This is a genomic window from Candidatus Zixiibacteriota bacterium (assembly GCA_040752815.1).
Classification (GTDB): Bacteria; Zixibacteria; MSB-5A5; order GN15; family FEB-12; genus JAGGTI01.
Window position 1 is genome coordinate 18822 of the sequence record JBFMGC010000024.1, and the last position, 24873, is coordinate 43694.

Genomic DNA, 24873 nt, shown 5'->3' on the forward strand with positions numbered 1-24873 from the left:
CGGGTTTCGCGCTCCATGGGATAACGCGCGGAACCCGACCTACAAGACCGCCACCGCGGCTCAGGTGCGTGGCGGACCTCCCCATCCACCGCGAGGCCGTATTCGGCGTCAGGTCTCCAACCGACCGTGGCCCGGGAGGCGAATCGGACTCGGAGCAGGCCTTGCTGCAGCAGATCCACCTGCCAGGCAACTCCGGGGGGCTACACAGTAACAAAACGAGCTTTGCCGGCAGGTTATCCACCGATTTTTCCGGGGCGGCACCGAAAACAGCCGGTTCTGGGCACTTATTCCTTGACAGAAACCCACGGGAGGCGTACTTTGGCATTAGTCGGAGACTGTAGATCCCGCTCTCCCGGGACGACAGGGTCCGGCAGGACGATAAAAAAGGTAAACCGCTGAAGGAGTACTCTGGAAGATTGTTAAAGCTCCACCATCTTCGATTTGGCTCTTGGTTAATCCACCCACCTATCTATTAATCTTGGGTCAAGGTACTCCTTGCGGTTTACCTCGTCTGTTGTTTCGTCCGTAAAGCGATGCTGGCTGACGCGTTTCGGTACGCGATACGGAGTGAATTGGCTCCGACAGGACCGGACAGACCCCGCCTGCGGCGGGCCGTGCACATGTGTCTGCCGCGAATGGACACCGGGTATGCCGGGCGGACGTAAGAGTCTGCAGCGCAACGAGATTTGAGTGGACGTCCGATGGCTGGGGTATTCGGCACCACCATTTAAGATGGCCCTGCTGCTGTGGGGCCGTCTTTTTTTCGGGCAAGTTGATTGGGGGATACCGGGAAGGGTTGCCTGCCGCCTATGGGCATGGATGCCCCGGTCGAGCTGGGGCATGACAGTGGTAATACTCATTCACACAATCTGCGCGAGGACTTCGTGCAATACGTCCTCGGCGTAGATCAGGCCGGTCACCTGGCCGTCCTTCATGACTGGAACGAATATCAGGTTGCGGTCGATCATCAGGTGGATCGCCGAGAGAGCGGAGTCTTCGTAATCGACTGTAACCTGTATGGGCGTCATAAATTCGATTATTTGACGCTCCACCTGCTTCTTGAGCTGAGCGATGATATTCTCGGATGACGACTGCAGTGAGTAGAGGGCGCTGTCGGTAGTTACTTCGTATGGTACCTGATGATTGACGGAAAGCCGGTGCGGCAGGAGTGCCGTGCGGAGGCCGTCGAGGATGCTCCTTCGCCGCACGATGCCAAGCAAGCGGTTCTGGGCACTAAACACGAGCATAAGCCAGGGGATGGCTTTTTGGTCTTTTCGTTTGATTTCGAACTCCCCCAGTTCGGCGAGGGCCTGGCGCAGGGTAAACCAGTACGGAATCGACGGGAACATGTCCAGGGGGACCATGAAATCGCCGACACGTTTCACTGCCATGATCAGTCTTCCTTGTGGTCGAGGCCCAGTTTCTCGGCGAAAGCCTTCAGATACCAGGCGGCCCGGGCATCGCTGGTCAAGGTTATATCGAGCTGCTTCGTCAAGATAGTGATCCGTCCCAGCAGGCGCAACCGCTCAAGGATGTCGGTCTGGGTCAGATAGGCGACCGATGAGTCGAGATAATCCCCCTCGCTGGTGTTTTCAAAACCGGCCAATCCGAGCAGGCGGCTGATCAACCATACCCGGCGGATACGCCTTTCCAGCGCTGCGCCGCCCAGCTTGAACTGCAAGCGCACGTAGTTCTTTTCCGGCTGCGGTGTGGCGATAGCCTCGATAGTCTGAAAGTGATACCCCATGCGTAGGTTCAGCAGCATGTAATCCTGGCTGAGAAAGGCGTAACTGTTTTCGGAGAATTCCGGACGGTGTCCCTCCTGTATACTTGTGCCCACGACCGCTAAGAACCCTTTTAGGTCCGACGGAACGGCCTGCTGGGTCCAGCCTTCTTCGAGCAGGCCGCCCCAGAATGCCCGCATCGGCATCGACTCCACGGTGGTTTCGTCCACCGATCGCCTCCCCCGGCTGACCAGGTACCCTTCCTGATCAAGGTAGATGATGTTTATCAGCAGCGGGATTTTCGTCTTGAGACGAAGGCCTATGGTGTCTTTGTCTTCGATCCGCGTGAGGGCCGAGAAGATTTCTTCGAGCGATTTTTGATGGACAAAGCGCAGGATATCGTGGAAGGAATTGCAATTGTCAGCGGTGAAATCGGGGTCACCGGCGTGGATAACCTGAAGGCGCGCGATACGGGTCATGATGTCGTTTACGACCGGGTAACCAGTGGGGGCCGCTGCTTCCGTCGCTGGTCTTGCTTCAGCAACGGATGAAGCCTCTATAAGACCGTCGTAAATGACACAGTTGGTAGCGTCGATTGTCATCAGCTGCCCCGGTCGGATATGCTCCAAATCGGATAAGCCGCCGATCGTGGGCAACGCCATCTCGCGCGCCAGCGTAGCCATGTGGCTGGCGCTGCCGCCGACTTTTGTTACCAGCGCTTTGATCTTGTGCATGGCCGCAATTAGTCGCGGCGATGGATTCGGGGCGATGAGCACCGACCCCGGCGGCACAGTGGATACTTCCTCGACTGACTTGATAATCGCGGCCGGGCCGGAGCCGACTCCGGGACAGATGGTGGTTCCTCCGCGGGCAAGTACCTTCACGTTTCCGGTGACAGCAACACCGCCCGCGGACCGGCTTGTGATTACGCGCAGAGGTCTGGTTTGCAGGATGTAGAGTTCGCCGGTACGGCTGAGGGCCCACTCGATATCCTGCGGGCCGCCGTAGTGGCGTTCCACGCGCAGAGCGTAATCCGTCAGCCGGGCGAGTTGTTTGTGGTTAAGCGACGGGGTATCCCGCATCTCGCTCTCGACCGGTTTCTCGCTCGTGCCGCCGTCGGGGCAGAGAACCAGTTGCACCGGCTTGTGAGCGATTTGCGAGGCGATGACCTTCCCGGTTTCGCGCGAGACGTGAAACTGATCAGGCGTGATGATGCCGTCGACCAGATAAGTGCCGAGACCAAAAGTCGAGTTGATCACGACATAGGGAGCGTCGGGATTGATCGGATCGCGGGTGTAGGCGACCCCGCTGGCCATCGAGTCGACCATCTCCATACATACGACACCCATCGCCAAATCCATCTCAGCCAGACGGTGACTGAACAAGTAGTAGATTGCTGCCGGCGTGAACTTGCTGGAGAGGATGTCTTTGTAGCGCTCGAGGAGTTGCTCGCGGCGGACGTTGAGAAAGGTCACGTACTGGCCGGCGAAGGTGAACGCGGTGTCCTCGCCGACGGCGCTCGATCTCAGGGCGAACCCGCGGCTTTTAGTTCCGGATGCGAGGCGGTCAAAGGCGGTCGTTATCGCCGCCGCGAGATCATCCGGGACCGAGCGGAAGGAGATCATCTCGCGGATGTCGTTGCTGATGATCTCGAGGTCGTCGTACTTTTGAATCTGCACGTTGCGGAGAAGGTTGTCGATCCGCTTTTGAAGCTGGTTAACCTCCATGAAGTGCTTGTAGGCCCAGGCGCTGACAGCGAAGCCGTCGGGCACAGGCAGCCCGATCACCGATTTCATTTCGCCGAGGTTGGCGTTCTTGGTGCCGACCGAGGGAGTGCGCTCGCGCCCCAGTTGCGCGAAAGGTATGACAAAATCGTCCCTCGGAGTCGGTTTGCTGGAGGGGAAAAGGCTGTCGATTTCATCGCTGCAAACCTGCAGTCGCTGGTTCAGCGGATTGTAGCGCTCGCCGCCCAATTGGATCATCAGGCCGATAAGCTGTTTCATCCCCTCTTTAATCCGAGTGAATTCGATCCAGACGGTGTTGAAATCGAGCAGCTCGCCGTAGCGGTGGCGCTCCTCGAGACGGCTGATTGTTTTCAGCAGTTGGTTGTGCTGGTCGAGCAGCACGCGGAAGACTGAATACCGGCTTTGAATCCGCTGAAGAACCGCCTGTCGCCGGGCGCTTGAATTCCCGAAGATGTTCTTCAGCCAGCTCATCGAGAGGTCGGTTTGCTCGCCGGTGCAGTCGCCATAAGAGCTTTTTCCTTACGGAAACCGCGCACCATGAGCACGATGATTATGGCGCACATGCTCAGCGCGGCGCCCATGACGGCGTACCCGGCCAGCCCGGACAGGTTGGCCTGTTTAAGTGCAACTGAGCCGCCCGCGAGAATGATCATGATGGCAAACAGCAGCCGGATCCCGTAGCCGTGGATATACTTCACGGCCGAGACGCCGATCTGTGCCCCCACGGCTGCGCCGCAGAGCATGATAAACGCGGCGATAATCTCCACCCGCGCCTTAAGCGCATAGGTAAAGCAGCCGTAAGCGCCAGTGAAGACGACACTGAAGAGATCGGTGCCGACCGCAATCGCCGTGGGACAGCCGATCAGGTAGATAAGCGCAGGCATGCGTATAAATCCGCCGCCGACTCCGAGAAAACCGGAGAGCCAGCCGGTAAGAAAGAAGACGGCCAGGACCACCCAGAGGGAGACCGTTACCCCCGAGACCGGGAAGTAGATCATAGGCGGGATGTCCCACTTCTTCTTTCTCTCGGGCATGGCGGCTCTGAGTTCGGCTTCGGCGATCTTTTTAGCCTGGCGTTTATCCTTGGTGAAGTAGTCATACAGCATGTACGCGCCGAGTCCAAAGAGAAGCAGCATGTACGCATAACGGATCACCGGACCGGCCAGTCCCTTGCTGGTCAGCCACATGACGTTTTGGGCGCCGATCTCGACCCCGATCACTGAGCCGATAATAGAGAGCAGCCCCATTTTGACGTCGACATTGCCCATCTTGCCATGCTTACGGGTGGCGACAATCGATTTGCCGAAAATGTGCGCCAGATCGGTACCAATCGCATACGCCATGTTAAAGCCGAAGATATTCAGCGCGGGAGTGACTACCCAGGCGCCGCCTACGCCAAAAAAACCGCCCAGTACACCGACCGAAAAACCGATACCGAGCAGCACCAGCACGTTGAAATGGATGCCGGCGATCGGCAGATAGATATCAAAGAGACCTTCAGACATGATCTGTGTCCTGCCTTCCTGTGACTATTCCTTGTGCTCGATCTTATGCACTTCCATGCCGATCGCTTTGAGAACCACGTCGGTCGCGAGCGCGATCAGCATACCCACTACCGCCATCATGACCGTGCAGTAGAGCGCATAGAGCCACAGGTTTTCGTTATAGGTGCGGGCAAAGAACAGGCTGATGCCGCTGAGGTTTTCGAGCGGGACCTTCTTTTCCAGCGCCTCGGGGATATCCAGACCCTCCGATGCCAGGAGCGACATCGCGGGCAGTTGGAGCAACATCGACAGCAGATACAGACGGAACAGTTTCAGCCGTTTAACCACATTCGCACTCCGGTTCGAGTCATGATCAATCAAGCAATTTTCGGGGATAAATTCAAGAGGGAAGTGATGTTAGAGGGCGAGCCTCGTGGCATGTGCCCTGGGTTCTTGCATCCGTGACCGTGCATGATAGACCAGGCAGTTCGACAATCATGCTTCAGTAGTAATTGGACTATATTACCTTCCAATGGCTTTTGGTTCGGGATCGGGATACGACGCAGCACGAGCTTGGCGTCTTGCGTGGACCTACCTGGATGGGTATAATCCCGCAAACGAGTATGGCTTTACGCCGGTGCCTGGGCGGCGCGGCTGAGATCGACACTCAAACCAAATGATAGACCACAAGACCCTTATAGAAGCGATTGAACGCTCCGACTGCCTGCTTCCCGCCATCAAAGGATACAATGAGTATCTCAACTTCCCCGGCGTGATAGTGTGCGAGACGCCTTCTAATCATGCCCTGGCAAACAAAGCCATGAATGCCCGCTTGAGTGGGGAGGATGCCGGCGCTGCCATAAGCCAGGTATGTGCGTACTTTGACTCCAAAAAGAAGCCTTTCAGTTGGATTGTGGGGCCGAACACCACGCCGGCGGACCTGGGCAGACTTCTGTTGGCATGCGGGTTCGAGAAACAGCTTGGCGCCGACGGGATGTATCTACCTGATCTCACGCTGCGAATCGATGGGAATTCCGAGGTGACAATTCGCGAATTGCCGCCGGGCGATCATGAGGCAGCGGTCGAGATCATGGCGGTTGGTTTCGGGATGCCGACCGATGTCTCGCGGTTCTTCCACGAGATGATCGCGCTCAGTTTTCCGAAAGTCCGGAGCCGGGCTTACCTCGCCTATCTTGACGGTGTGAGTAAGCCGGTGGCCTGCGCCTACATAGCCTATTATCCCGATCGGCCGATTGCTCTCCTCTGTGGCGGGGCTACGTTGCCGGGATATCGTGGCCGAGGCATCTACAGAGCGATGCTTGCGTATCGTTTGAGCGATGTTGTTCGCGACGGTGTCGAGGCGGTAATTGTGCTCGCCGACCAGCGCACGTCGGCGCCCATATGCCGGAAGCTGGGGTTTAAGAAGCTGTGTGAGGTAGACTTCTATGTGTGGGATGGACAAAGGTGAGTTGCCCCGTCTCTTATTCATCTCCCGATGTCACACAAGGTACTTTGCACTACCGGAAAACCCGATCCAAGACGCGCCGGCGCTTGGAAATCTAGGTGTGCTTCTCGCCTTTGTGGCGGCCTACATTTTAGCTGCAACTGCTGCAACTGCGTCCTCGCTTAGCCACGAGAACTTTCTCCAAACTTGAATTACCATCAAGAAGAACCAGATACTAATGAAATAGCCTCCTTCAAAGAGGCCCGCTTCGTGGGGAGGCACAGGGAATGTGTAAAGCTTTGATGCGAAGTGATAGCCTGCCGCTGCCAGACCAGTGATTGTGAAGAACTTCCCGAACTTAGGGTGAGTCCACATCAGAATGGCAAACATGACTATGGTGAGGTCATAGAAAAGGTCGGCGATGTAGTTCATGCCGTTCTGGACCGTAAACACGCCGTTCAGGATATGTCTCCAGGTTTCCTGCACGGCAGGATCACTCTCCGCACGGATATATTTGCGAATGTAGATGATGTTTTCTAATTGGATAACCTGGAACATTGTTTGGCTGATGCCTCCAATCACGCCAAATATCGTGCCCATCAGCGCATAAATGGTCAGCCTGGGCTTGGCCACGAATGGATACAGCCCGATAAAAGCTATGAGCGTAAGGGGGCCAAAGAAGATCCATAGACCGGTGTGAAGCACTGCCGGGAGGGGGAGGAATGTCCAGGCGGGATACATTATCCCCACTGTCAGACCGGCTGCAATGCTCATGGTAGTGAGTTGTTTCTGTAGCTTAATGTCCATACACGACCTCCTGAAAGTGACCTAAGTTCATTCGGGCATACAGTTCGGGCTCGAGTGCGTCTGCTCCGATATGACAGTACTATCACCGCCTCCAGTCGCCCCAATGCGAACGAGACGGGACTCGGCGCCGGGAAATGAGCATTTGAAGTTCAAGCCGAGATTCTCCTGCTTACTTCTTCTTACTCCTCGGCTGGTCTTTAAGCCACGCCAGAGTCTGACGACACCAGCGCACTCTGGCACGCGTTATGTGTCTTCCGAATCGCAGCGTCGTAATCCAATAGTCGTAGACGTCCTGACGCTCGTATTCCTTCAGGATCGTCCGCTCCACATAGTTAAACTCTCTCAGACGCTCTGTTTGTTGTTCAAGAAGACTCCTCACATGTTCCGCGCAGGTGCTCCTGTCGGTGAACATCCCAAAAAACAGTTTGAGCAGAAGCTCGTTCCTTATGGGTTCGCTTTCAGTCGGGGTCTTAAGCCAGGCCAGTAGCTGGGCTCGACCGGCTTTGGTGATTTTATAGACGCGTCTTTCCGGGCGCCCCCCGGTCGTCTGTGATGATTCAGTGCTAAGACCCGATGCAACCAGCCGTCTAAGCGTCGGGTAAAGCTGGCCATAACTTTCCTGCCAGAAGAAACCGATGCTCTGGGCAATGAAGGTCTTGATGTCATAGCCTGACATCGGTCGCAGGCTGAGTAGTCCAAGAATCGCGAATTCGGTTTTGCTTGCACGAGGCATTGCTCGCTCCAGATATATCTAAAAGATATATAACTGTACGGTCCCGACCGGGGATGGTTTCACTTTCTTATGGGTGACGGCCATAAGGAACGGGTCTGGATCAGGGTGCAACTTGTAAGACGAGTAGCAGCCCCGTTACTTCTTGATTTGCAATGGGATATCTGAATTGCACGTATCCACCCGGGAGTCCTGCTTGGTTCTTAGTGGACCGGGAGGTACGAAAGCCTTAAGTTGGAATATAAGGTCAGCACCCCGGGACTTGCCCGTTGGCGACTGATGGTCGACAGGAGTAAGGCTGATGATCAAGGTTGTAATTCTGGTAGGTTGGCTTGCTGCAAGCTCCTTCATCCCCGCAATGTCTTCGGCGCGAACAGAAAGTCGGGTTGATTCTCTCGCTCGCGATTATGTCAGGCTTGTACTGAGTGTGGGGGAGTATGTTCCTGACTATGTCGACGCTTATTTCGGGCCGCCTGAATTTCGCGAAGAAGCCTCGAAAGAAGCGGCCGGCAGGGAGTTCCCGTACCAGAAGCTGGTGCAAGAGGCCGAGCGATTGCTCGCGTATGCCGAGGAGCTCTTAGCCCATGCGGAAACTGACTCCCGAGGGCGGCGACTTGACTTCCTCCGGGGTCAGTTGAATTCCTTACTTGCGGTGCTTGACTGGCGCAACGGTGTGAGACTCACATTCGATCAGGAAGCGCAGGCGATCTACGGCATAGTCGCCCCTCAACACGATTCAGCATACTACGAGGATCTACTCATGCGGCTCGACTCGCTCGTGCCGGGACGCGGAGATCTGTTCGAGCGGTTCGAGAATTTGCAGAAGCAGTTCGTTGTGCCGAGACAGTCGATCAACACCTTGATCAAACTATGTGTCGCCGAGTGTCGTGAGAGGACATGCCGCTTTATCGATCTGCCCGAGGGAGAGAACTGCCGTATCGAATTGGTCGGCGGGAAATCGTGGGGAGGGTACAACTGGTACCTGGGTAGCCTGCAAAGTCTGATCCAGGTGGATACAAGTGGGCCTGTATACGCCGGTTCGTTGATTGGGATAGCGGCCCACGAGGGGTACCCCGGACATCATTGTGCCAACGTCATGAGAGAGAAAATCCTCGTGCAGGACAGCGGATGGGTGGAGTTTTCGGTTATTCCTCTCTATTGCCCCTCGTCGGTCCTGGACGAAGGCATGGCAAGCTATGCGTCCGCGCTCGTGTTTCCGCTCGAAGAGAGGGTGGCGTTTTACAAGCGGATCCTGCCACAGTTTATGAATCTCGACACGGCCATGATCGACACCTACTGTCGTGTTCTCCACGCACGCAAGGAGCTGAGTGAGTGTCATGTCGACGCTGCCCGGGCGTATCTCGACGGAACCTGGGATTCACTGCGAGCAGCGAGGTGGGTTCGCCACTTCGACCTGGGCACCGATGAATCCGCCGCGAAGTCACTTGCTTTTTCCAGGGATTACCGAAGCTACCGGGTGACATATGTTGTCGGGGAGCAACTCGTCGGAGACTTCATATTGAGGCATGGCGGGGCGCCTGAGAAGCCGGATCGACAGTGGGAACTGTTTCAAGGTCTGCTTGAGTTTCCGTTTCTGTCGGCGAACTTGAAGCAAGGGAACGCGACGGTACCCTAAAGCGTGAGGAGGTCGAGGATGCGTAGATTTGATTGCTTCGTTCTTTCGTGGTTGGTCGGGACCTTGCTATGGGTCATAGGGTGCGGTGCCGAACCTGGTAGTCAGGGCTTGAAAACGCGATTGGAAACCTGGCGGCAGGGCGTGTGGATATCGGGCACAGCCACATATACGATATACACCGACAAACACTACTTTGTCATTTCCGATGAAGGTGATTCATCCGCCCCGAACCTGTATGTCGGAGCCTCACAGGTAGTTTTCCACGAGAAGGGGACAGCCCGGCGACAACTTATGCGGCTTCGCCGGTTACCGGACGGGGCATTGAACGCATTTCGAGAGATCGATTTCGCGGCGGACCACGAGGAGCCGTCTATGGAAATTGACACGACACTATTTGTGCCCGGCACCTGCACAATTAAAGACGGCATCATATACGATGCTGTGACCGAAGTGACGGACACGTCGATTCTGCTCTCCACCTGCAATGGTGACACGGAAGTTATCTATTCAAACGGGGTGTCTGTCTACATGCCTGCGGGCGGCGGCGAGTTCTATTCATACAGGATTGAAGTGCTCTCATTTTGATAGCACGTCCGGCGTGTCACCGTACGCCACGCGCCGATTCCAACTTGACTCGATTGCTCTTCATGCTTTAATGTAATGTAGGACGCGCTTAGTGCGCGGTAAGCGATGTGGTGATGTCGAGCAAGAGATATCCGCCACGGTCAACCTCTCGCAAGGAGGGTATGGTCGGTGGCTGAAACGGCAGATGGTTTCCGCAGGTCCGGCATCTCGGAAGACTGGTTAGCGGTCATTCTGGGATTGTTCATATTCCTGCTGACACTGACGAAGTTTCTCGGGGGCGACGTGTGCGGTTGGGTGGTGACTACCAAAGTCTGGACCAGCCTGGCCGGCGCACTCAAACCGGTATCGGACAACTATGCCGGACTGCCCGGACTCGGGTCGCTTCTGTGCACTTACATGTTTCTTCTCCTGGTGCTGGGTGTCGGGGCGTGGCGGCTCCGGGCGAACGTGAAGAAGTTTGCCCTCGGCTTCACGCTGGTGTTCTTCATCAGTTATTTCTGCTGGATAATCGGCGCCTGGGCGCATATTGCCGCGACACCGAACCAGCTCAATTCGTTCGGCATCTCCTGGTCGATGAACCTCACCTCGGAGGCGGGCTACATAGTCGCCTTGATAGTTGGGCTGATGGTCGGCAACTTCACGCCCGGATTCGCAAAGCTGATGAGCGAGGCTATTCGCCCCGAGCTATACATCAAGACAGCCATAGTCATTCTGGGCGGTTTTCTCGGGATAACGGCGGCGGAGCAGCTCGGCCTGGCCACATCGGTGATGTTCCGCGGACTGTGCGCGATAGTCGAAGCGTATCTGATCTACTGGGCACTCGTGTATTTTGTCGCACGCAAGTATTTCAAGTTCAGCCGGGAGTGGTCTGTGCCGCTGGCCAGCGGGATATCGATCTGCGGGGTCTCAGCGGCGATAGCCACCGGCTCGGCGATCAAAGCGCGTCCGGTCGTGCCGATTATGGTTTCGTCGCTAGTGGTGATTTTCGCGGTTGTCGAGCTGGTGTTGCTGCCGTTTATCGCTCAGCGCTTTCTCTATAATGAACCGATGGTGGCCGGGGCATGGATGGGTTTGGCGGTCAAGACCGACGGCGCCGCGGTAGCCAGCGGGGCGATAGCCGAATCGCTCATTCTGGCCAAAGCGGCCGCGGAACAGGGGATCAATTATCAGTCGGGCTGGGTGATGGCGACGACCACAACTGTGAAGGTCTTTATCGACGTGTTTATCGCTATCTGGGCGTTTATCCTGGCCTGGATCTGGTCGGCTAAGATTGAGAAAACCGGCGGAGAGAAGATGCGCGCGGGCGAGATCTGGCGGCGCTTCCCGAAATTCATCCTCGGCTACATGGCGACCTTTGCGGCGGTGATCCTGATCGCCGTGTCAGCATCGGAGTTGATCGGACCGGCTAAGGCGGCGATGGGGCAGGCGAATGTGTTTCGGGGGATATTTTTCGTGATGACGTTCTTTACGATCGGTGTCGTCTCCAACTTCCGCAAGCTGTGGGAAGAGGGAATTGGCAAACTGGCGCTGGTCTACGTGATCTGCCTGTTCGGGTTCATTATCTGGATCGGTCTGGTGATCTCCTGGCTGTTCTTTGCGGGAGTCAAGCCGCCGCTAGCGTGAGGCAGGTATGAAAACGGTGAGTGAACCACGTTTGGTGGACGAACTTCAGAAGATGGCTTACGAGCCGCTTTTGCCGGTCGAAAAGAGAATGATCGTCTGGAGTATCGCGCTGGGGGTCGCGCTTATTGGAATACTGGTCTGGGTGAGCCGCACCTTCTTTGAAGTCTGACACATACCCGCAAGTAAGAGAACCCCGAGAATCTCGGGGTTCGTTTGGTGATCAACATTTCGAGGCAGGGCGCATCAATGCTTGAGCGATTCCGAGGGAGTGGTATCGGTGCGCGATTGAATGACCAGCCGCGGTTTCTGGCGAACCGGCTTGTGCTGCGAGAGCACTTTCGCGGTGAACAACGCCAGCGCCGCCGCCGAGGCCAGCGCAACCCAGAAGGCAGCAGCCCATTCGAGTGAGATCATGCCCATGAACTCGGAGGGCATATCGCCGCCGGCGTTGGCCCTGAAGATGAACAGCAAGATCGCCACGCCGCCCGAGCAGATGGCGGAAATAGTCATGGCCGGACGGTTCGCGCCGAAGGTACCGAGGAGCGCTATGATAGCGAGGGCCATCGCTGCCGCCGTCAACGGTTCGGTATCGACTCTCATTTCGCTGTCACCCATCTGGCTGTAGGGGTCGAAGGATTCCGTCCCGGCGGACTGATTGAAAGGAATAGTCGAGTCGCCGACCTGGACCTCCCACTGGCCCTGCCCCTTATCGGCTCCGCCTGACCAGTCGGCGCCGTACGGATTGTCGAATCCCGATGAGCCGGGGTTATCCTGGAGAAATGGCGGCGGCTCGATTGTCTTGCCCAGGACGAGATCAAGCCCGGTAATGGACACAATGGGCTGCCCGGCACAACTGATCTTGATAAACGGCATGAAAAAGCAGATCAGCACGATCGCCGCCAGGGCCGGCCGAATTGTCCGCTCATGTTCCTGCATCGTTGCCTCCTTGCTGGATATTTACAGTCGCCTTGGATGTTCGCGGTTACCTTATAGAGTGGATATCGGCACTAACAAACCGGACCTCAAGGGGCTACGGACGAGCAGGATATGAGTAGGGAGGGGTCGGGGCTGTCAAAAAAAGAGACCGGCGCGGGCCGGTCTCTATGGGAAGTTTTTATGTCTAGGTCGGTCTGGTGTTCACTTACTCCTGGCCACGGCCCCGGCCGCCGCCGCCGCGATAATCGCCACGACCGCCACGGAAACCACCCCGGTCGCCGCCGCGGCCGCCGCCACGGTCGCCCCGATCGGTCCGCGGACGGGCCTCGTTGATGTTCAGCTTGCGACCGTTCAGCTCCTGACCGTTCAGGCCGCTGATCGCCGCCGCCGCCGCTTCCTTGTCAGGCATCTCGACAAAGGCAAAACCACGGGACTCGCCCGTGAACTTGTCGGTGATGATGCTCACGCTCTTGATCTCACCGAAACTCTCAAAGGCCTGACGTAACTGCTCTTCTGTCGTGTTGAACGACAGGTTTCCCACGTAGATGTTCATCACACACTCCGGTCTTGTCTGTCCGCGGCCAGTAATTCTCCAGAGAAAACCCCGTACGAGGACAAACGCATTACAGCGCACTATTGCGCAAAGCTTCCGCCTCTACGCTTTTCAAGATATTTGTGGGGAAGGACAAACTCTCAACCAAAGCCGTTACGGAAACCAACACTGACAAATAATTATATCGGATTGGGTCATCAATGTCCAGAGTATTTCTTTCGGTCGCTTACTCAGAAGACCTTGTGGATCTCAGCGAAGTGCTGTCTTGAATCGTGTAGACAACTCTCTAATCTATGATTCGGCCACACCCCGTATCATGGGTAAGTGATTGTGAATAAGGGAGTTGGGCGTAGAGTCCCGGGGGTCTCTTACGGGCACAGCGAGTGGCAACGCCCCAGCCCGTGATCGAAACGTGAGATTCAGAGTAGGTGTCACTGGAGTATCCCGGAGAAGTTGCATGGCACTTGGTCGACAGTCGACGGTCAAGCTTCCCCGGTACTTGAGGGGCGGTTCCAACGCAGTTTGAACATGGCACTGGCGAACAGAAAGAGCATGCCGAGGGGTTTGGTAGCATGATGGACTATCGACGTCCCCCCGTTCCAGTACCAGTCCGGATCGTGGATACCAGGACTGTCGATGTGCACGTCATAAAACGCCAGGCCGGTAGGCAGAGCCAGGAGGAGTGTACCGGCGAGCAGGATTCGTCTGTCGATTTTGCCGGAGAGATAGACTAAGGGGAGAGCGCCAATCAGGATTGAGTAGCTGTGCTCCCAGACATCTTTATAGCCAAGCAGGTACGCGGATATTGATAAAAACACCATCATCTCTATACCAAGGCTTCGGCGGTGCAGCCATGTTACCCAGAGTACCAGCCCCCCGAGCAAAACCGGCCAGGCGTATACCAACGGCGCGTACCATTGGGGCAACTGGTTTACCGACTTCAGTGATGCCAGTGGTGTGTCTCCCAAGGCTGCCCCGATTCTCATCAAGAGCGCGCAAAGCCCCTGGTTGCCCGCATGCACCAGGAATCCGGCGGTTGATTTGTGGTCAGTTGCGTCGAGCAATATGAGATTGTCGAGATCCGCGCCATGTTGAATGAAATACGGCACACACAGGCCAATCAGAATCACGACCGCGAGCAGCGCCGGTTTGAAGTGTCCTTTGAGGGCAATCACGGGAAGCAGGATGATCCCGACTGGCTTTATCAGACAGCTCGCCACAAAAGCGAGGAAGGCTGCGGTGGACCGGCTTCTCACATAGAGGAAGTAAGCAAAGAGCAAAAGACAGCCCGCCAAGGCTGAGGCATTCCCCATGAAGATTTCGAGATACAACGGCGAGAAGAAGACTGCGATGGCAATCGTCACGGTGAAGTGGAGATCGTCTGCAATCAGCTTTCTCAGCAGTATCGCCGCAACAAGCAGCGTAAGCTCCGTTAGCGCTACCCAAACGTAATATGCCGTGTATGGTTTGAGTGCCGACAGCCAGGCGAAAACCGACATCGCCATGATGGGATGGTGTCTGAACCCGAATCCGGGGCCGTGCCCGTAGACACCGTCCCCGACAGCCCAGTGCTTCCCGGCATTGTACAAGGCAAAAAAATCAGAGGCCGGTCCCATGCGGTGCGAGGCGTCGCTGAAGAGAAAATCCAACTGACGGGTCAGGACTAGATACAGGAGCCCGGCATGAACCACTGCCGAAATCAACAGAATCAGTCTGAATCTGACGCTCACGAGCGTCCTGACCTCCCTGGCTTACGGCCGCCGGCTATTCGCTGAAGCACGGCCGCGCACAATTATGTCACCGTGGCAGTTGCCGAAACTACTCCACAACCCGCCCTCCGCTTCCGGAGCCGCTTCCTGACACTACTGGTGTCAGGTGGCCACCCGGCCTACGCTCCTGCCACGCTCGACGTGCAGTTCGGGCAGCGCACCGCCTTGATGTGAATTGTCGAGAAGCAATGCGGGCACTCCTTGGTGGTCGGCGCCGCCGGCGCCACCTCTTTCTCGCGCTTCATGCGATTGACGTTTTTCACGAGGATAAACACCGCGAAGGCGACGATTAGAAAGCTGATCACCGTGTTAATGAACATGCCGTAGTTGAGTGTGACTGCTCCCGCCGCCTTGGCGTCGGCCAGACTGGCGAACGGGCCCGCTGTCGTGCCATGCTTAAGGACGATGAACAGGTTGGAAAAGTCCACGTTACCCAGCAGCAGACCGATCGGCGGCATGATGACATCATCGACGAGCGATCTGACAATTGCGCCAAACGCCGCGCCGATGATGATCCCAACGGCCATGTCGACCACGTTGCCTTTGACCGCAAACTCGCGAAACTCCTTGGCCATGCTCATAGTTGTACCCCTTGGTTGAGAGTGGTTCAATCACGCACCGTTTGACCCATATCCACACGGTTCGACTGTGCGACAATACAAGCTATCATACTGTGTGGCGTGTGGCGATAAAAGAGAAATAATCACACTGGATCAGTCCTCCGCCTGCCGCTCCACAGCTGCGGGTGGGTGCTCTCTCTGAAGTCCTTGTAAGGTCATGCGAGAAAGAAAGTTGTCCATGGGGAATGTGTCACATACGGGAATGAGGATAACTGTTTGAGAAGATCAGAACATATAACGGTCTGGGCCAGCGATAGTTAGAGGAGCACTCGAGAGCATTCTCGCGCTGATTTCCGGGAATTATAGGTCCACAATCGAATCAGTCCTGTTTTTGGGCCGGCAAGCCCCTCTGGTGGGGTGGTTCGGATTTGTGTCACAACGCCGGTCGGCAGATTCAAGTCGGTAGGGGTGCGTAAGTGTAATCGATTGAAACAAATGATGTTACAAGAGAATTACGGGCTCTCGAAAAGGTTCAAAACTTGTCTACCTTGCCCACGTTAAGACATTCCTGGAACCGCTCTGAAGTTTTTTTGTTTGAGGCCTTGACAGCTTCGTCAGATTTGACGATAGTGTCCAAAACGATGATAGTGTCGAATAGTTTGGTGGCCATAGACTCAGATAAGCCCGCCGGAACCGGGCGAAGCCAGTCGCGTCGGGAACGGCGTTTTAGTAAAACTCGCGCCCGGCTGCTGGACGCGGCCCGTTCCGTTTTCTCGGAAAAAGGGCTGGATCTGACTACGATTGATGATATCACGCGCCGGGCCGACCTAGGGCGGGGCACGTTCTACTACCACTTCGGGACCAAGTCGAAACTGGTCAACGAGGTCATGAAGACGGTGATCGATGAGTTGACCGCCGAGCTGGTGCAGAAGTGCCAGGGTCACACCGAACTCCCGGAGATGCTCGACGCCATGATCGGCGCGCATGTCGAGTTTTTCAGTCGGCGCTGGCAGGATTTCGTGCTCTACTTCCAGGGTCGCGCCGATCTGACGCTGGAGCAGGGATACGAGGGTATCGAGACCCCGTTCCTGCAGTACATCAGGACGGTGGAGGAGCTGGTCGACGGGACAATAGAAGCCCCCATTCCGGCCGCTACCATTCGGCGTCTGGCTTGCGCCATTGTCGGGTTCATTTCCGGGTACTACTCGTTTGCGGTGGTCACGACCGACGGTGACGACGTGGATCGATCGTTCGCGTCGCTGAAGCAGGCATTCGTGGCGGGGCTGACTCGTTTCATTCGGGAAGCTATACCGGCAGATAAGGTGAATTAACGACGGCAGGGCATGGGCCTCGTGATACGAGGAAGTTTCAAGAGGGCAGTACTTGTCGTTGAAGCGATGGAACATAAGGAGAGGTGGTGACGGATACGGAGAGACGGAGCGGGCCCGGTGCCTGATTTCGTTATTTCCGCAGCCGCGGCGCAGGTTCGGTGACAGTTGACGATGGGCACAAGGACGAACTCGGAGGGTCGTTCGTGAAACGACTGTGGTACCCGACGATTGCTCTGCTGACAACGGCAGTGGCGGTTGTCGGTTTCTCTATGCCCGACAGTCGCCCGCTGGAGTCAATTCCGGTCGAGCTGGAGATCGCCGATTCGTCGGCTGCACGGAGCGACATCATGACTACGCTCTCAAAGATCAGCGACCTGGCCCGGCTGGCCGAGTACCTTCGGATTACAGCGCTCTATCAGCTCTTGAGCGGCGAGGGAACGTTTACCTTGTTTGCTCCCAACAACTCGGTGTTCGCGGAATTGAATCTGTCAGACGGAAAGGAGGCGGCGCGGGACAGCGCCAGATTACGGCAGCTCCTGTCGCGACATATTGTCCGGGGGCGCGCAATTATTTTCGAACAAACCGGCGCAATGAGAGTATCCGGGCTGGCGGGAGAACCGCTGGTGATTGTGACGGACGGTGATGAAGTGAAAGTAGGTGATGCCGCGGTGGTCGAGGAGGGAATCCTCTGCGCCAATGGTGTCATCCATGTGATCGACGGAGTAATCGGGTCGGGAGTCGGCCCTCAAAGATAGATTATTACCGCTCTGCGGAGGCGGGCCGGCTGGTGGCCGCGCCGCGAGCGACACAGGAAACCACACTTGATAAAGGACGGAACCAAGTGAAGACGAAATTCCACCCCGGACAGGCCGCGAGCAACGCGGTATCGCGCCTCGTGGCCTATGACGAGCTCAGTCAGTATGACGCCAGCGATATCAGCGGCGCCTGGGGTCTGGCCTGCAGTTTTGACCTGTATAACTGCGACCCGGATACCATCAGGGACGCTGAGAAGATCCGCCAGTTCGTGTATCAGCTTTGTGATCTGATCGCGATGAAGCGCTTCGGTGAGTGTCAGGTGGTTAATTTCGGCGAGGACGAAAGGGTGGCCGGGTTCTCGATGGTCCAGTTGATCGAGACCTCGCTGATCTCGGCTCATTTCGCCAATGCCAGCAACGCTGTTTACCTCGATGTATTCAGCTGCAAGCCCTACGACCCGGCCGTGGTCGAAAAGTTCGCGCTCGAGTATTTCGACGGCAAGCGCTGCATCGCGCACGTGAATCTGAGGAAGTAACGGTGTATCGAATTCGAGTAGTTACCGATCCGGGTGAATGTCGTCGCCTGTGGGAGTCGCTCATCCCGCGAGAGTTCGTCTCGGATCTTTGGGAGGTGCGAACCTGTTTCGACCACAGCTATCGGCACGCCCCGTATTTCGTGGTGGCCGAGGAGCGGGGGGGCGTTCGCGGTTTCCTTCCTTTGAGTCGCAACGGCGATTCCGGCTTGTTCAACTTCTTCCCGGGCGAAACCTGGTCGGGCAAGACCTGGCTCGAACAAAACCGGATCATCGCCGACCAACCGCGCCTGCTTCGGGAAATGCTGGCGGCGGTGCCGGGGTCGTACCATCTTCGATACCTGCGACCTTGTTCGCCGGCAGGCGAATTGTACGACCAGGTCGACGAAGTCGGGTATCTGTTCTGTCCTCCTCGGTACGGCTTCGACATGGAGCGGTATTATGAGGAATTCTCCCACAAGACAGCCAAGAAGCTCCGGCGCGAGCTGGCCGGCTGGGATGATCGTGGCGCGACCTGGCGTTTCGACAATCCCGAGGATTTCGAGACGCTGGTGGAGCTGAATCTCGGCCGCTACGCAGCGAACTCGTATTTTTATGACCGACGCTTTCTGGAAGGTTTCCGCGCCCTGCGGGATCTGCTTTCGGAACGCGGCTGGCTGCGCATGGTCACTATCTTGGTCGGCGGAGAACCGGCGGCAGTCGATATGGGAGCGGTCTTCAACGGGACTATGACCATGCTGGCCGGCGGAACAAGCGCCAATCATGTCGGTATCGCGAAACTGATCAATGTCCACCACATGACCTGGGCCTGCGAACAGAAGCTGGAGCGGGTTGACTTCCTGTGCGGTGATTTCAACTGGAAAGGGATATTCCATCTGACGCCGGCGCCGCTGTATCTTGTCCAGGAAGACAAGCAGACGGTCAGGCCGGAAGCCGGGCTTGTGCACCCGCAGCGGAAGTGGGCGCCCAGCAGCCTCGACGTGGGCGGGATCGCCAATGCCTGACGGCCGAGTGCTGGTAGTCGGCACAACCTCCGACTATATCGACCTCATCAGCAGACGCTACCCTGAACGGGCGCTGTTCGTGACCGATGCACTCGAGCGTCGGAAAGCCCGTGAACTTCCGCCCTCTCCGGGCAACGAGGTGCTCGTTGATTTGAGGCAGAGCGACGCGGTTTATCAGTCTCTGGTCGCTCACCTGTCGGAGTATCACTTGAAGCTCAACGGGGTGGCCTGTTACGACTGCGAGTCGATGGCGCTGGCGGCTGATCTCGCAGGGCGATTTGGGCTGGCGTACCCGTCAGTCGAATCCATCCACCTGCTTCGAGACAAGTTCCGGACTAAACAGATCTGGCAGGAGCGTGGGGTAAACTGTCCCCGGGCCGTGCTTGTCAGATCCGAAAGAGATGTCCTCCGTTTTGCCGACAGCGTCGGCTATCCGATCGTGCTCAAGCCGCTTACCGGCAGTGGGAGCGAGCTTACGTTCCGTTGCGACGACCGTAAACAATGCCTAAAGCACTACAGCCAGGTCAAATCTGGTTTGGGAAAACTCGCCGGATCTCGGATGTATTCGATCGCGGATGCGGAGGTGGCAGCAGGGACCATGCAGCCGGCGATAGTTACAGAGAAGCTTGTCGAGGGGCCGGAATACAGTTGTGACTTCATTATTGAGGGCGACACTGTCCGCATCATCAGGATCGCCGGAAAGATACGCTCCTGCCGACTGACTTTCGGCACCACGCTCGCCTATCTGTTGCCGGCGCGCCTGCCTGACGGCCTTGACACCTCGCATCTCGCCGGTAAGCTCCGTGACGCTTCGAAGGCGCTGGGGATCGACCGGGCGGTCTGTATGGTCGACTTCATCATGCACAATAAGCGACCCTGTTTTCTCGAGCTGACCCCGCGACCGGGCGGCGACTGCCTGCCGCCGCTGATCATGCGCAGTTGTGGATTGGATATGCTGGGGGTGGCGCTGGATTTTGCCGAGAGCAGGCCAGTGTCGGCACCGCCGGAGGCAGAGTGGACCCGGTTAGTCGGAGCACGCATGTTTGCCCGCCAGGAGGGGATGATCAGCCGTCTCGATACCGGGGCCGTGCAGGCGCACCCGGCGGTAGTCGAGTGCTGGCTGAAGCGTTCGCCCGGTCATGTGGTTACTCTGCCGCCCGAGGACTACGAATCCTGGTTGCTGGGGCATGTGATCTTTAAGCCATCGTCCCTCCATTACCACTTGCTCGAACGGGAGAGCGAGGCTATTGTTTCGCGTCTTGCCGTCGATTTTGAGACCCGCCATGAGCAAAAGCTCCGAGGACTACTCTCACCGCATCGCCGCGCTGCTGAAGCAGCCGATACCGCGGCTTGAGCGCTCAGAACTTGAAGCCTATGTACGGGGGTTTATCGGGCGCCGTGACTCGTTTCTGCAATTAGTCCGCGGCCACGGCTCGCCGCTTTACGCGCTGGACAAGGAAGCGCTGATCTCGCGTGCGAGGGAGTTCCGGGCGGTTTTCCGCAGCCGATTTCCGTCGGTAACGCCTTTCTATGCGGTTAAGAGCAACAACTGCCCGGAGATCGCCCGCCTGCTGGTAGCCGACGGTTACGGCCTGGATGTTTCCAGCGGCGAGGAACTGCAGTTGGCACTCGATTCGGGGGCGTCGGCGATCATCTTCAGCGGTCCCGGCAAGTCCGATACGGAGCTCGCCCTGGCTGTCAACAACGCGGACCGGGTAACGATCATGTTGGACAGCTTTGGCGAACTGCAGCGGCTGGAGCGGGTGGCCGGAGGGCTGGGCCGCGTGGTTCGAACGGGGGTCCGTGTCAGCACGGCAGAGTCGGGTATCTGGCGCAAATTCGGAACGCCGCTCGAAACACTCGGCGAGTTTTTCGAGCAGGCAGTGCGATGTCGGTTCGTTCAGCTCAAAGGAATTCAGTTTCATATCAGTTGGAACATGAACCCGTCGAACCAGGTACTGTTCGTTATGCGACTGGGTCAGGCAATCAAGAGTTTGACAGCACAGCAGCAGGACGCAATCGAGTTTCTCGATATCGGCGGCGGGTACTGGCCGCCACGGGGTGAGTGGTTGCAGCCGGCGGCGACACCGGAAGGTATTATCGGCTCTGCAATTGGAGAGAGGGCCGGCAGCCCGCTCGATCATCGTGTGAGTCGGGCATCGCCGCTCGATGATTTCGCCCGAAGTGTGGCCCAAGCCGTAGACGACCACATGCCGGCGGGCAAGAACATAACGCTGTACTTCGAGCCGGGGCGGTGGGTTTGCCATGAGGCCATGCATATACTTGTCAAAGTGGTAGATCGCAAGGCGGCTGACCTGGTAATAACCGATGCCGGCACCAACGCAGTGGGCTGGGAGCGGTACGAATCCGACTACTTCCCGGTGATAAACCTCACAAGGCCGTCACTGGAAGAGCGAGAGTGTCTGGTGGCCGGATCGCTGTGCACGCCGCACGACCTGTGGGGCTACACTTACTTTGGGGATGACATCCAGCCGGAGGATGTCCTCCTGATACCTGACCAGGGGGCATATACGTATAGCCTCCGTCAGCATTTCATTAAACCGTTGCCGCCGGTGGTGGTCATGACCGGGCCGGGGCGGCCAGTTTCTAATCAGGGGAGTCGGTAGGTCCACACGGCCTTCCCACGGAAGCGCTCGCATGAGTCTGCTGACCGGCCGCGTCTCGGCCGAAACAGGATACGCCGGATCCCCGCCGGGTTCGCGACGCGACGATCTACGGTACATCGTCTGGGAGGGTGCTCTCTCGAGTATATTCGTTGTTCTGACCGGAGGTGCTTTTGTAGCCGGGATGGCGCTGATGCTTGGCGCGGGTGATTTCGAGATCAGCCTGCTCGCCGCGCTGCCGCTGCTCGCGCAGGCGACCCAGCCGCTCTCGGTCCTGTTGCCGAAATTCGCCGAGGATCGCAGGCGGCTATCGGTGTGGGGCCTCACTTTGGGACGGCAGATCTGGTGGCTGGCCGTTCCGCTACTCTTTCTCAAAGGGCAATGGGAACTCTTCGCACTTCTCGTGTTGGTCGGGATGTCGAGTATAGCGACCATGTTGGTTACACCGGTCTGGCTGAGCTGGGTGTCGGATATCGTGCCGCGCGAGATCCGTGGACGATTTTTCGGCGCGCGCAGCGCCATGGTGGCGGGGTCAACCTTGATGTTCGCCATTCTCGGGAGCCTGGTGCTCGATTGGACTAGAGACGCCGACCGCGAGTCGCTCGGCTATGCGGTTGTCGTCGCGATTGCGGCGACGGCGGCCGGACTCGGTTCGACGGTGCTAAGCCGGGTTTCGGAAGCGCCGATGCCGGCACCGCTGTTACGCGACAAGACAGTTCACTGGGCCAGGCCAATCCGTGACCGGGAGTTTCGCCGCATACTAAGGGTGTTCAGTGCCTGGAATTTCGCCATCGGAATCTCGGCTCCGTTTTTTGCCCCCCACATGCTGGTCAATCTCAAGATGAGCTTTCTGCTGATCGGCCTCTACTCGGCTGGGGCAGCGGTAGTGGCGGTGGCCTCGAACCGATCCTGGGGTGCCTTGATAGACCGGTTCGGTTCGCGCGCAGTGCTTACGTTTTGTGCGGTGGGGATCGGACTGGTGCCGCTCATCTGGCTGATTCCCCGGGCCGGCTATCTCTGGATTCTGAGTTTCGAGGTGGTCTACGCCGGCTGGCTCTGGACAGGATTCAACCTGGCGGCGTTTACGCTGCCGATCGACAAGAGCCCCCGAAATGATCGCGCCTACTACCTGGCCTGGTTTGCAGCCGTAACGGGCGTGGCGTTCTTTGTGGCCTCGCTTTTGGGCGGGGTGTTGGCCGAAATTCTGAGCGACTTTTCCCTCAAGGCAGGCCGACAAACATTCTTGAATTATCACATATTATTTGTTATTTCGGCCCTGCTGAGATTAGCTTCGGCCGGACTAATGCTGGTTCTGACCGACCGGTCGGAACAAAGGCTGCCAGTGATGGTTCAGCAAATGAGTTACGCAGTATTGAGATGGCTGCTGATGGGGCGGCTGATAGTGCCCTGTCCGCCGGATATCATGGATAACAGCAAACCCGAGCATAAGGGACCAGACGATCACCTGTCACGGACTGACCGGACCACACAGTAAGGAGAAGCCAGATGAAGAAGTGCCCGCATTGTGGGAGCAAAAACCTTGAAGTTGAGGACGCCTCCGGACACGACCTTCAGATAGTCTATTGTTTGGACTGCGACGCCGTATTCGAGTTGACGTCCAAAGGGAGCCGAAAGACCGGTGCTGGAGGACGCGACCGTGATTTCGAGGATGTCGAGGAGGAACACTGGGATGACCTGGGGGGCGAGGAAGAGGTGGAGGAAGATCTGGATTTTGACGAAGAAGACCGCTGAATAAATTTTCCATCACGAACCGGCAGGCAGGCGCATTGCGCCCGTGTGCCGGTTTTTTTGTATCTGGCGGAGCTCCCGTCCAGCCGAGCACATTTCAAGAGGACACGTACCCCGCCCAACGGGTGGGATTTGATTACTTCAGGATCACTAACTTCCCGATCTGTGTCCGCGTTGACGACTCGACCACCCAGTAGTAAAGCCCGGATTCGACTGCAAGGCCGGAGCGGCTGACTAAGTTCCACCAGTCGTGCATCGCCTCAGGACCGCCCTCGGGGAAGTTGTGATCTATCGAGCCGACCAGATCACCGTCAAGCGTGAAAATGCTGATCTTGCAGACGCGCGGCAGATTGCTGAAGTGGATGAGTCGGGCGCGGTCAGGAATGATCGTCCCCTTGCGATTCTCGTAGCCTAACTCGTGATAATTGGCGTCGGCACGGTACGGGTTCGGATAGACGATGACATCGAGGTTCTGCTCTTCGACTACATCAGATGATGTTTGTGCGTAAACTTCGGTGATGTTGTTCAGCGGGTTGGTTTCATCGGGAGGGAGATTTCCCCTGCCACCGGCGTAACCAAAGTCAAAGACTGTCACGCTGACAAAGTAAGGAACTGTCGGCAGCAGGTTGTCGATGATATACTCGTACTCGTAGAACTTGGGCAGGCGGCGGCCATGTTCCATAGTGACATCGTCGTCTGTCCACAGAGTTGAGTCAGTACCGGGATTGACAGCGTCAGGATACGCCTTGTGGATGCCGGTAATAGAACTGAGATCAGCTAAGTTGGCATCGACCGGGGCGAAGTAGAACGCGCTGTCGCCCTCAAATCGTGGCCGCTCGCGGGGATAGCGCAGCGGGTCGAATTCAGGATCGTTGTGGATGATACGCAGAGAGTCTAAGCTGTACGGCGGATCGTCGTTGATCCAACGATTCGCACCACTGCCAAGCTCATGATACTTGAACCGGAAGAAATCCTCTTTGTCATAGCTCGACAGTATCGCCAGACTCGTTCGCCTATTATCCAGCCCCGTATAGACGCGATACCCCTCGAAGTCAACCAGCCCTGAGAATCGGTCTTTGGTGGTCTCCGAAAAATACCCATTCCACCGAACGACTATTCTCCCCGGCTCGGTCTCGAACCTCGTGAACGGTATTGGCGGCGGGGTGTTGCCGCGAAAGTCTGGAACACCGTCCCCTTTGTACCAGGTCGTCTCGCCCTCACAAACACGAAATTCACCGAAGTATCCGTCCGAATCCGTATCTACTCCCGGGTTGTCATACA

At 57.1% G+C, this 24873-nt stretch carries 24 protein-coding genes; 13 read left to right on the forward strand and 11 right to left on the reverse strand.

Annotation, left to right across the window (positions count from 1 at the left end; translation table 11 throughout):
• Window positions 1-860: 860 nt before the first annotated feature.
• From AB1772_07640 to AB1772_07655, 4 genes are read right to left on the reverse strand one after another with little or no spacing between them, the layout of a single operon-like run.
• Entirely contained in the window at window positions 861-1391 is a 531-nt protein-coding gene (locus AB1772_07640; protein MEW5796220.1) for a CBS domain-containing protein, read from the reverse strand.
• A 2-nt stretch (window positions 1392-1393) separates the two neighbouring features.
• Window positions 1394-3940: a PEP/pyruvate-binding domain-containing protein gene (locus tag AB1772_07645; GenBank protein MEW5796221.1), complete on the reverse strand. Its 2547-nt coding sequence runs from the start codon at window positions 3938-3940 to the stop codon at window positions 1394-1396.
• Entirely contained in the window at window positions 3937-4974 is a 1038-nt protein-coding gene (locus AB1772_07650; protein ID MEW5796222.1) for a sulfite exporter TauE/SafE family protein, read from the reverse strand. Before AB1772_07650 ends, AB1772_07645 begins: the two co-directional genes overlap by 4 nt.
• Before the next feature lie 24 nt (window positions 4975-4998).
• Window positions 4999-5301: a hypothetical protein gene (locus tag AB1772_07655; protein ID MEW5796223.1), complete on the reverse strand. Its 303-nt coding sequence runs from the start codon at window positions 5299-5301 to the stop codon at window positions 4999-5001.
• Between the two features lie 328 nt (window positions 5302-5629).
• Between AB1772_07655 and AB1772_07660 the strand changes: the two genes are divergently transcribed.
• Window positions 5630-6421 carry a GNAT family N-acetyltransferase gene (locus AB1772_07660; protein MEW5796224.1) on the forward strand — a complete coding sequence of 264 codons (792 nt, stop codon included), beginning with the start codon at window positions 5630-5632 and terminating at the stop codon, window positions 6419-6421.
• 120 nt (window positions 6422-6541) lie between these two features.
• Here the strand turns inward: AB1772_07660 and AB1772_07665 are convergent, their stop codons facing one another.
• The gene (locus tag AB1772_07665) at window positions 6542-7204 is read right to left on the reverse strand and encodes a hypothetical protein (GenBank protein ID MEW5796225.1); all 663 of its coding nucleotides are present in this window, start codon (window positions 7202-7204) and stop codon (window positions 6542-6544) included.
• A gap of 169 nt (window positions 7205-7373) precedes the next feature.
• Complete coding sequence (locus AB1772_07670) at window positions 7374-7937, reverse strand: PadR family transcriptional regulator (GenBank protein MEW5796226.1); 564 nt, start codon at window positions 7935-7937, stop codon at window positions 7374-7376.
• A gap of 298 nt (window positions 7938-8235) precedes the next feature.
• Here AB1772_07670 and AB1772_07675 point away from each other — a divergent pair, with 298 nt between their 5' ends.
• From AB1772_07675 to AB1772_07690, 4 genes are all read left to right on the forward strand, one after another.
• Window positions 8236-9570: a hypothetical protein gene (locus AB1772_07675; GenBank protein ID MEW5796227.1), complete on the forward strand. Its 1335-nt coding sequence runs from the start codon at window positions 8236-8238 to the stop codon at window positions 9568-9570.
• 108 nt (window positions 9571-9678) lie between these two features.
• Window positions 9679-10155: a hypothetical protein gene (locus AB1772_07680; GenBank protein ID MEW5796228.1), complete on the forward strand. Its 477-nt coding sequence runs from the start codon at window positions 9679-9681 to the stop codon at window positions 10153-10155.
• A gap of 168 nt (window positions 10156-10323) precedes the next feature.
• Complete coding sequence (locus AB1772_07685; protein MEW5796229.1) at window positions 10324-11778, forward strand: putative sulfate exporter family transporter; 1455 nt, start codon at window positions 10324-10326, stop codon at window positions 11776-11778.
• A 7-nt stretch (window positions 11779-11785) separates the two neighbouring features.
• A complete protein-coding gene (locus AB1772_07690) occupies window positions 11786-11947 on the forward strand; it encodes a hypothetical protein (GenBank protein MEW5796230.1) in 162 nt (53 codons plus the stop codon).
• A 74-nt stretch (window positions 11948-12021) separates the two neighbouring features.
• Here the strand turns inward: AB1772_07690 and AB1772_07695 are convergent, their stop codons facing one another.
• From AB1772_07695 to mscL, 4 genes are all read right to left on the reverse strand, one after another.
• Entirely contained in the window at window positions 12022-12714 is a 693-nt protein-coding gene (locus AB1772_07695; protein MEW5796231.1) for a hypothetical protein, read from the reverse strand.
• 205 nt (window positions 12715-12919) lie between these two features.
• Window positions 12920-13267, reverse strand: a complete 348-nt coding sequence (locus tag AB1772_07700; protein MEW5796232.1) for an RNA-binding protein — start codon at window positions 13265-13267, stop codon at window positions 12920-12922.
• 482 nt (window positions 13268-13749) lie between these two features.
• Window positions 13750-14997 (reverse strand): glycosyltransferase family 87 protein, encoded by a 1248-nt coding sequence (locus AB1772_07705; protein MEW5796233.1) that lies wholly within the window; start codon window positions 14995-14997, stop codon window positions 13750-13752.
• Window positions 14998-15155: 158 nt separating this feature from the next.
• Window positions 15156-15611: a large conductance mechanosensitive channel protein MscL gene (gene mscL, locus AB1772_07710; protein MEW5796234.1), complete on the reverse strand. Its 456-nt coding sequence runs from the start codon at window positions 15609-15611 to the stop codon at window positions 15156-15158.
• Between the two features lie 647 nt (window positions 15612-16258).
• On the opposite strand from mscL, the gene AB1772_07715 reads away from it, so the two are divergent.
• The 8 genes from AB1772_07715 (at window position 16259) to AB1772_07750 (ending at window position 23595) form a co-directional block, all read left to right on the forward strand.
• Window positions 16259-16927 carry a TetR/AcrR family transcriptional regulator gene (locus tag AB1772_07715; protein MEW5796235.1) on the forward strand — a complete coding sequence of 223 codons (669 nt, stop codon included), beginning with the start codon at window positions 16259-16261 and terminating at the stop codon, window positions 16925-16927.
• A 203-nt stretch (window positions 16928-17130) separates the two neighbouring features.
• Window positions 17131-17682, forward strand: a complete 552-nt coding sequence (locus tag AB1772_07720) for a fasciclin domain-containing protein (GenBank protein ID MEW5796236.1) — start codon at window positions 17131-17133, stop codon at window positions 17680-17682.
• A gap of 86 nt (window positions 17683-17768) precedes the next feature.
• Window positions 17769-18218, forward strand: a complete 450-nt coding sequence (locus tag AB1772_07725; GenBank protein MEW5796237.1) for an S-adenosylmethionine decarboxylase — start codon at window positions 17769-17771, stop codon at window positions 18216-18218.
• A gap of 2 nt (window positions 18219-18220) precedes the next feature.
• Window positions 18221-19219 carry a GNAT family N-acetyltransferase gene (locus AB1772_07730; protein ID MEW5796238.1) on the forward strand — a complete coding sequence of 333 codons (999 nt, stop codon included), beginning with the start codon at window positions 18221-18223 and terminating at the stop codon, window positions 19217-19219.
• Window positions 19212-20573: an ATP-grasp domain-containing protein gene (locus AB1772_07735; protein ID MEW5796239.1), complete on the forward strand. Its 1362-nt coding sequence runs from the start codon at window positions 19212-19214 to the stop codon at window positions 20571-20573. Before AB1772_07730 ends, AB1772_07735 begins: the two co-directional genes overlap by 8 nt.
• Complete coding sequence (locus AB1772_07740) at window positions 20503-21846, forward strand: decarboxylase (GenBank protein ID MEW5796240.1); 1344 nt, start codon at window positions 20503-20505, stop codon at window positions 21844-21846. The genes AB1772_07735 and AB1772_07740 overlap by 71 nt, the downstream gene beginning before the upstream one ends.
• Before the next feature lie 31 nt (window positions 21847-21877).
• Complete coding sequence (locus tag AB1772_07745) at window positions 21878-23338, forward strand: MFS transporter (GenBank protein MEW5796241.1); 1461 nt, start codon at window positions 21878-21880, stop codon at window positions 23336-23338.
• Between the two features lie 11 nt (window positions 23339-23349).
• Entirely contained in the window at window positions 23350-23595 is a 246-nt protein-coding gene (locus AB1772_07750) for a hypothetical protein (GenBank protein ID MEW5796242.1), read from the forward strand.
• Window positions 23596-23728: 133 nt separating this feature from the next.
• On the opposite strand, the gene AB1772_07755 is transcribed toward AB1772_07750, so the two are convergent.
• A partial coding sequence (locus AB1772_07755) for a hypothetical protein (GenBank protein MEW5796243.1) occupies window positions 23729-24873 on the reverse strand: 1145 nt, incomplete at its 5' end.

Excerpts from the sequence above, each read along its gene's own strand:
- AB1772_07640 (MEW5796220.1), bottom strand. The coding sequence starts at position 1,391 with ATGGCAGTGAAACGTGTCGGCGATTTCATGGTCCCCCTGGACATGTTC.
- AB1772_07645 (MEW5796221.1), bottom strand. The coding sequence starts at position 3,940 with ATGAGCTGGCTGAAGAACATCTTCGGGAATTCAAGCGCCCGGCGACAG.
- AB1772_07650 (MEW5796222.1), bottom strand. The coding sequence starts at position 4,974 with ATGTCTGAAGGTCTCTTTGATATCTATCTGCCGATCGCCGGCATCCAT.
- AB1772_07660 (MEW5796224.1), top strand. The coding sequence starts at position 5,630 with ATGATAGACCACAAGACCCTTATAGAAGCGATTGAACGCTCCGACTGC.
- AB1772_07665 (MEW5796225.1), bottom strand. The coding sequence starts at position 7,204 with ATGGACATTAAGCTACAGAAACAACTCACTACCATGAGCATTGCAGCC.
- AB1772_07670 (MEW5796226.1), bottom strand. The coding sequence starts at position 7,937 with ATGCCTCGTGCAAGCAAAACCGAATTCGCGATTCTTGGACTACTCAGC.
- AB1772_07675 (MEW5796227.1), top strand. The coding sequence starts at position 8,236 with ATGATCAAGGTTGTAATTCTGGTAGGTTGGCTTGCTGCAAGCTCCTTC.
- AB1772_07690 (MEW5796230.1), top strand. The coding sequence starts at position 11,786 with ATGAAAACGGTGAGTGAACCACGTTTGGTGGACGAACTTCAGAAGATG.
- AB1772_07695 (MEW5796231.1), bottom strand. The coding sequence starts at position 12,714 with ATGCAGGAACATGAGCGGACAATTCGGCCGGCCCTGGCGGCGATCGTG.
- AB1772_07700 (MEW5796232.1), bottom strand. The coding sequence starts at position 13,267 with ATGAACATCTACGTGGGAAACCTGTCGTTCAACACGACAGAAGAGCAG.
- mscL (MEW5796234.1), bottom strand. The coding sequence starts at position 15,611 with ATGGCCAAGGAGTTTCGCGAGTTTGCGGTCAAAGGCAACGTGGTCGAC.
- AB1772_07735 (MEW5796239.1), top strand. The coding sequence starts at position 19,212 with ATGCCTGACGGCCGAGTGCTGGTAGTCGGCACAACCTCCGACTATATC.
- AB1772_07740 (MEW5796240.1), top strand. The coding sequence starts at position 20,503 with ATGAGCAAAAGCTCCGAGGACTACTCTCACCGCATCGCCGCGCTGCTG.
- AB1772_07745 (MEW5796241.1), top strand. The coding sequence starts at position 21,878 with ATGAGTCTGCTGACCGGCCGCGTCTCGGCCGAAACAGGATACGCCGGA.
- AB1772_07750 (MEW5796242.1), top strand. The coding sequence starts at position 23,350 with ATGAAGAAGTGCCCGCATTGTGGGAGCAAAAACCTTGAAGTTGAGGAC.